Source organism: Amycolatopsis sp. NPDC003861, assembly GCF_053605405.1.
The window spans coordinates 24,660-30,992 of sequence record NZ_JBSGJD010000100.1; the positions used below are offsets into that span (position 1 = coordinate 24,660).

The 6,333-nt window shown below is 71.0% G+C and carries 6 protein-coding genes; 2 read left to right on the forward strand and 4 right to left on the reverse strand.

Annotated elements, in window-relative coordinates:
* Positions 1–31 precede the first annotated feature (31 nt).
* The 4 genes from ACWEVN_RS24275 to ACWEVN_RS24290 form a co-directional block, all read right to left on the reverse strand.
* Positions 32–1,477, reverse strand: coding sequence for a family 43 glycosylhydrolase (locus tag ACWEVN_RS24275; protein WP_452052788.1), 1,446 nt, complete (start codon positions 1,475–1,477; stop codon positions 32–34).
* Positions 1,478–1,529: 52 nt separating this feature from the next.
* Positions 1,530–3,299, reverse strand: coding sequence for a DUF1996 domain-containing protein (locus ACWEVN_RS24280; protein WP_452052789.1), 1,770 nt, complete (start codon positions 3,297–3,299; stop codon positions 1,530–1,532).
* A 264-nt stretch (positions 3,300–3,563) separates the two neighbouring features.
* Positions 3,564–4,292 (reverse strand): cupin domain-containing protein, encoded by a 729-nt coding sequence (locus ACWEVN_RS24285; protein WP_452052790.1) that lies wholly within the window; start codon positions 4,290–4,292, stop codon positions 3,564–3,566.
* A gap of 17 nt (positions 4,293–4,309) precedes the next feature.
* Complete coding sequence (locus ACWEVN_RS24290; protein ID WP_452052791.1) at positions 4,310–4,867, reverse strand: TetR/AcrR family transcriptional regulator; 558 nt, start codon at positions 4,865–4,867, stop codon at positions 4,310–4,312.
* Between the two features lie 98 nt (positions 4,868–4,965).
* Between ACWEVN_RS24290 and ACWEVN_RS24295 the strand changes: the two genes are divergently transcribed.
* Both ACWEVN_RS24295 and ACWEVN_RS24300 read left to right on the forward strand, forming a co-directional pair.
* Positions 4,966–5,334 carry a DoxX family protein gene (locus tag ACWEVN_RS24295; RefSeq protein WP_452052792.1) on the forward strand — a complete coding sequence of 123 codons (369 nt, stop codon included), beginning with the start codon at positions 4,966–4,968 and terminating at the stop codon, positions 5,332–5,334.
* 14 nt (positions 5,335–5,348) lie between these two features.
* Positions 5,349–6,221, forward strand: a complete 873-nt coding sequence (locus ACWEVN_RS24300) for an RNA polymerase sigma-70 factor (protein WP_452052793.1) — start codon at positions 5,349–5,351, stop codon at positions 6,219–6,221.
* Positions 6,222–6,333 lie beyond the last annotated feature (112 nt).

The window sequence follows — 6,333 nt, forward strand, 5'->3', positions numbered from 1 at the left end:
GGGGCTCATCGGGAAAAGCAATGAAAATTGCTCAACTCGATAAGGGTTGCCGATGTTCGGTCGTGTAGCGGAAGCCGCGCAGGGTCACGGTTCCGTCGAGGACGCGCACGCCGATCATGCGGCCGGTGAAGCCGGCCGCGACCTCGGTGGAGAGGTACCGGCCGTCGAAGGAACCCAGGACTTCCGCCCGGCCGTCGGCGTCGAGGACGGCGAGCTCGAGGAGGTCCGGCTCGGTGATCTCCCGGAACGGGCCCGAAACCGGCGGCTCGAGCGCGCGGATCCGCAGGGACACCACGGAACCGGCCGCGACGGCGGTGACCGTCCGGACCGCCGGGCCGATCGCCACCGTCGCCGTCACCGTGGAGCCGTCCGCCGTGAGGCCGTACCAGTGGCGGTCGTCGATCCGGACGACGAAGGCCGCCGTGCCGCCGGAAACGTCGAGGTCGGCCACCGCGGTCCAGTACTCGTCGAGGGCCCGGGTCAGCAAGGAGCCACTGAGGACCGAGCCGCCCGGACCGGCCTGGTGCACCACGGGACTCGCGCCCGGAGCCACCCAGCGCGGGTGCAGCTCGGCGAAGTCGTCGGTGAAGCTGTTGTCCGCCAGGGGAACCGTGAACCGGGTTTCGTCGACGACGGGCCAGCCGTCCACCCAGTCCACCCCGGCCAGGAACGTCTCGCGGCCGTTGACGTGGAACTGCGGTGTCTTGCCGCGCGGCCGGACGCCCAGGTACACCATCGCCCAGCGGCCGTCGGCGCACTCGACCAGGTCGGCGTGTCCCGTGTTCTGCACCGGGTGCGTGGTGCTGCGGTGGGTCAGGATCGGGTTCGCCGGCCCGGGCTCGTACGGGCCCTCCAGCGTGCGGGCGCGCGCGATGGTGACGGCGTGGCCGCGTTCGGTGCCGCCTTCGGCGAGCAGCAGGTACCACCAGCCGTCGACCCGGTACAGGTGCGGGCCCTCCGGTGCGGCGAGGCCGGTGCCGTTCCACAGCAGCCGCGGCTCGGCGAGCATCGCTCCCGTTCCGACATCGATCGGGACGCTCGCGATGCCCGGCAGGTCCGGCCGGAACGACGCCCACGTGAGGTGGCAGACGCCGTCGCCGTCCCAGCAGAGGTCCGGGTCGATGCCGGTGGTGCCGGGCACGTGGACCGGGTCGGACCAGGGGCCGGCCGGGTCCTCCGCCGTCACGATCAGGTGGCCGCGGCCGTCGAGGACGTTCGTGGTGACCAGGTGGAACCGGCCGCCGTGGTGGCGCAGGGTCGGCGCGTAGATCCCCGTGTTCGCGGCGCCGTCGGACGGCGGCAGCTGGCTCGGCCGGGTCAGCGCGTGCCCGACGAGCTCCCAGGAGACGAGGTCGGTGCTGCGCCGGATCGGGACGCCCGGCACGTACTCGAAGCTCGAATTCGCCAGGTAGTACGTGTCGCCGACCCGGCAGATCGACGGGTCGGGATGGAATCCCGGAACGATCGGGACCGTCATCGGTGGCTCCTCACGGGTGCCCGCCGCCGTCCGCGGCGGGCACCCGCGCGGGTCAGGCGTTGCAGGTCTTGTTGCGGTTGATGCAGTTGACGACCTGGTTCATGATGCTCTGCGACATCACGTTCGCGAAGTCGTCGTGGTCGGACAACGGGTTGTGCTTCTCGGACGGGAACGAGTCCACTTTGTACTGCTTCTTGACCTGGATGTCGTGCGGGATGTCGTAGACCAGCGTGATCCGCAGTTCCGGCACCGCCTTGAACCCGGTGGCGCAGCGGCCGGCCGCGTCCGGGAACACGATGTGCGTGCGGTGGTTGGCGCTGTCGGTGTTCTTGCCGTCCCAGCAACTCGGGAAGTCGTGGATCCGCTCCACCTTGCTGCCCTGCGGGCAGATCGGGTACTTGTCGGTCAGCCGGTTCTCGAAGCCGGTGCAGGTCCACGCGGCCCGGGTGTTCTTGGTGCCGTTGATGGACGGCTTGGCGTCACCGGACAGCGCGCGCAGGAACTTCGGCATCGCGACGACCTTGCCGGCCGCGCTGCCGCGGAAGGTGATGCCGACCTTCGCCGGGCGCTGGATCTGGCCGTCGTTCTCCGGCAGCTCGTTGTTGGCGTCCGGGCCGGGCAGCGGCGGTGTCGCCGTCGCGCCACCGTTGCCGCCGTTGTTGCCGCTCTGGCCGAGCGTGCAGGGCGCGAGCGCGTCGAGGCCCTGCGGCTTGGCGGCGGTGCGGCCGATCGCGATGGCCATGCGGTCGATGGTGGCGACGCGCTTGTCCTTGAGCGGGCCGAGGATGGCGTTCTGGACGAAGTTGGGGCCGCCTTGGCCCTGCGTGCTGACCAGCCGCTGATTCGCTTCCTGGATTTGCGTGTTCAGCAGCTGCAGGTTGCGGTCCACTTCGGCCTTGGCCGACGCCGGGACGGCGGGGAGCTTGCTCGCGACGTCCGGGCAGGTGATCTGCTGGGCCGCGCCGCCGGGGGCGCCGCCGCCGTTGCTCGCGGGGTTGCCGCCGGTGCCGGCCTGCTCCTTCAGCGTGCAGGGCGCGAGCACGCCGAGGCCCTGCGGCTTGGCCGCGGTGCGGCCGATCGCGATCGCGATGCGGTCGATGGTGGCGACGCGCTTGTCCTCGAGCGGGCCGAGGATGGCGTTCTGGACGAAGTTGGGTCCACCCTGGCCGCGCGTGCTGACCAGCCGCTTGTTGGCCTCGTCGAGCTGCGTGTCCAGCAGGTCGAGGTTGCGGTTGACCTCGGCCATCGCCGAGTCGGGGACGTCGGACAGCCGGCTGGCGACGTCCGGGCAGGTGATCGCCGGGGAAGCGGCGTCCTGGGCGGCCTGGTCGCGGTCGCCGTCCGCGGGCTTCGCGGGCGGGTTCTTTTCTTCGTCTTCGGTGTCGATACGGACAACCGGCCAGAAATAGGCGGATTTATCGCCGTTTTTGCACGTGGTGCCGGCGGCTTCGAGGCTCTTGTTGTTCGAGTCCGCGTTCGACGAGAGGTTGCCGACGTAGTCGTGCAGGTGTTGGGCCCCGTTGCGGACCCCGGGCTGCGCGACGAAGTTGTCCGGGTTGAAGTGCTGGTTCTCGTTGCGGCCGCAGTCCACGGTGAAGGTGCCGGTGGACGCCCCGCGCGCCTTGGCGGGCTCCCGGTTGTTCGGCGGGACCTTGAGGATGTCGATGTAGAGCGACGGGTCGGCCGGGTCGGCGCTGGCCTGGCTGGGAGTGCCGAACGTCGTCGACACCGCGATCCCGCCGGCGGCGACGGCCAGCGCGAGGACACCGGTGGCGATCTTGGTGCGTCGGGAGATGCGGTGCTTTCCCGCGTTTCCGGGCATGAAGGGACTCCGATGGGTTCAAGGGGGAAGAGAATCCACTGGCCCGACACCAGTGGCACGGTTCTCTGTTAGCGATAACAATGTCCGCCTTGTGAAGAGTCAACCGATTCTTTCCGGGGACTCAACGGGGGGCGGGCACGGCGTAATCGTGACCCGCGCGCGCCCCGTTGTCCAGTACTTTGTCGCGTGAGGAAAGAGTTCGGAAATGTGGTGAACCGCAGTGAACCGGGAGCCGTGTACCCCGGTGACGCGTGGAGTGCGGGATCAGCTGTCCAGCATGGTCAGGCTGGGTGTTTCACCTGGTCCGGCCGGGAAGTAGGCGAGGAAGGTGACGCCGTCGCCGCGGGGGTCGAACCGGGTGATCCGCACCGATTCGGGCTCGTGGAAGACGTCGCCGGGGGTCAGCACGGTTTCCGGCTCGCCTTCGATCTGGAAAACGGCGGACCCGGTTTCGATGCTGCCGAACACCGGTCCGTTGTGGACGTGGAGGCCGAGGTGCTCGCCCGGGGCGATGGTGATCCGGCGGATTTCGACGTGATCGATGACGCGCGGGGCCGGGAGCCGCTGGTCCAGCAGGAGCGTGCGGGTGAAGGCCGGGACGGTGGCGGGCTCGCCCTCGCCCGCCGGCTCGCCGTTCTCGGTGGGGGTGCCGTCGGCGGGCAGTTCCTCGATCGCCAGGTGCGTCAGCGGCGTCGTGTCGGTGGCGCCGTGCCAGTGCCACTCCCCGGCGGCGACGCGGACCGTGTCGCCCGGCCGGATCAGCCGGGCCGGGCCGCCGCGGCGCTGGACGTAGCCGGTCCCGTCGGTGACGACCAGGACCTGGCCGAGCGGGTGCCGGTGCCAGTGCGTGCGGGCACCGGGGGCGAACTGGACGCGGTCGACCCGGGTGCGCGACGGGCCTTCGGGGACGGCGAGCGAGGTGATCCACGCGCTGCCGGTGACGGCGTCGGCGGGGGCGGGGGTGCCGGCGGCCGGAACGTGACGGACGTCCACTTCGGTCCTCCTGGGGTTCAGTGGGCGGCGAGCAGGGCGAGCACGCCGGAAACGGCTTGGTCGAACGGTTCGGGGGAGCCGGCGGCGCGGGCGAGCACGTACCCGCCCTGCAGGACGGCGACGATCGTGGCGGCCAGCGCCGCGGTGTCCAGCGACGCGGGCAGTTCGCCGGCGGCACGGCCTTCGTCGAGGACCTCGGCCAGCCGGGCGCGCACCCGTGTGAGGGTCTCGTCGACCGGGGCCCGCAGATCCGGGTCGGCGACGATGTCCGGGTCCTGGGTGAGCCGCCCGATGGGGCAGCCCTTGAGCACCTCGCGCTCGCGCCGCAGGTAGGCGGTGACGCGCTCGACGGCGGTGCCGGGCGTGCGCAGCTGTGCGTCGGCGGCGGCCAGCAGTTCCTCGCCGCTGCGCCGCACGGCGGCCAGCGCGAGCTCCTTCTTGCCGGCGAAGTGGTGGTACATGCTGCCCTGGCCGGCGCCGGCGCGCTGCTGGATGGCCTTGGGGCTGGTGCCGACGTAGCCGCGTTCCCACAGCAGTTCGCGGGCGCTGTCGACGAGCTGGTCCCGGGTTCCCATGCGGCTGACTGTACATACTAGTAGGTACAGAATCAACGCTGTCACAGGTTCGCGCCGGGCGGTGTCTTGAGGCCGCACCCGTTCGAGAGGAGAACGTCATGGACCTCGCCCTGTGGCTCGCGGCCGGCTTGCTCGCCGTCGTGGCGCTGACCGGAGGCGTCAGCAAAGCTTTCGTGCCCACGGAAAAGCTGGCGGCCGCACCGGGTGGCGAATGGACCGCGGCCGCCCGTCCGGGCTTCGTCAAGAGCCTCGGCGCGCTGGAACTGCTCGCGGCGCTCGGCCTGGTCCTGCCCGCGGTGACCGGGATCGCGCCGGTGCTGGTCCCGGTGACCGCCGCCTGCTGGGTGCTGCTGATGGTGGGTGCGATGATCACCCACGCCCGGCACGGCAGTGCCGGGTTCGCCGCGCTGAACCTGGCCTACCTGGCTGTCGCGGCGTTCGTCGCCTGGGGCCGGTTCCCGGGATGAGGGGAGGAGACGGGATGACCGAGGCCTTCGTCGCCCACCGGAACCTGCTGTTCACCGTCGCCTACGAGATGCTCGGCTCGGCGGCCGACGCGGAGGACGTCCTCCAGGAGACGTGGCTGCGCTGGGCCGAGGTCGACCTCGCCGAGGTGCGTGACGAGCGCGCGTACCTGGTCCGCATCACGACCCGGCTGGCGCTCAACCGCTTGCGCACGATGCAGCGCCGCAAGGAGGCGTACGTCGGGCCGTGGCTGCCGGAGCCGCTGCTGACGGCGCCGGACGTGGCCGAGGACGTCGAGCTCGCGGAAAGCGTGTCGATGGCGTTGATGCTGGTCTTGGAGACGCTGGCGCCGACCGAGCGCGCGGTGTTCGTGCTGCGCGAGGTGTTCGACGTCGGCTACGACGAAATCGCCGAGGCGGTGGGCAAGAGCCCGGCGGCGGTCCGGCAGATCGCGCACCGCGCGCGCCGCCACGTGGACGCACGCCGCCCGCGCGAGGTGGTCTCGGCGCGCGAGACGAAGGCGGTGCTGGAGTCGTTCCAGCGGGCGATCGAGGGCCGCGACCTGCAGGGACTGTTGGATCTGCTCGCGCCGGACGTGGTCCTCCTGAGCGACGGCGGCGGCGTGAAGCAGGCGGCCCTGCGCCCGGTTGCGGGCGCGGGCAAGGTGGGCCGCTTCATCGTCGGAGGTATCGGCAAGGCGGAGATCGAACTGACCGGCCTCCCGGTGACGGTGAACGGCAACCCGGCGCTGGCCATACACGTGGACGGCGCGTTCGACGGAATCATGGCGGCCCGCGTGGAGGGCGGCCGGATCACCGGGCTGTACTTCGTGCGAAACCCGGAGAAGCTGACCCGGGTGGCCGCCGAGACGCCGTTGACTTTGCGGTGACGAGCCTCCGGCTTGATCACAAAGGAGGAGCTGGGTGGTCATCCCGTCGCCTGAGGCCGTGAAGATCGCTTTGAGCCGGGCCCGCAACCCACAGCGCGGGGCTGGGTGACGG

What these genes read in the sequence shown, in the direction of transcription:
- ACWEVN_RS24295 (WP_452052792.1), top strand. Translation starts at nt 4,966, where the DNA reads ATGGACCTCGCCCTGTGGCTCGCGGCCGGCTTGCTCGCCGTCGTGGCG.
- ACWEVN_RS24290 (WP_452052791.1), bottom strand. Translation starts at nt 4,867, where the DNA reads ATGGGAACCCGGGACCAGCTCGTCGACAGCGCCCGCGAACTGCTGTGG.
- ACWEVN_RS24275 (WP_452052788.1), bottom strand. Translation starts at nt 1,477, where the DNA reads ATGACGGTCCCGATCGTTCCGGGATTCCATCCCGACCCGTCGATCTGC.
- ACWEVN_RS24300 (WP_452052793.1), top strand. Translation starts at nt 5,349, where the DNA reads ATGACCGAGGCCTTCGTCGCCCACCGGAACCTGCTGTTCACCGTCGCC.
- ACWEVN_RS24280 (WP_452052789.1), bottom strand. Translation starts at nt 3,299, where the DNA reads ATGCCCGGAAACGCGGGAAAGCACCGCATCTCCCGACGCACCAAGATC.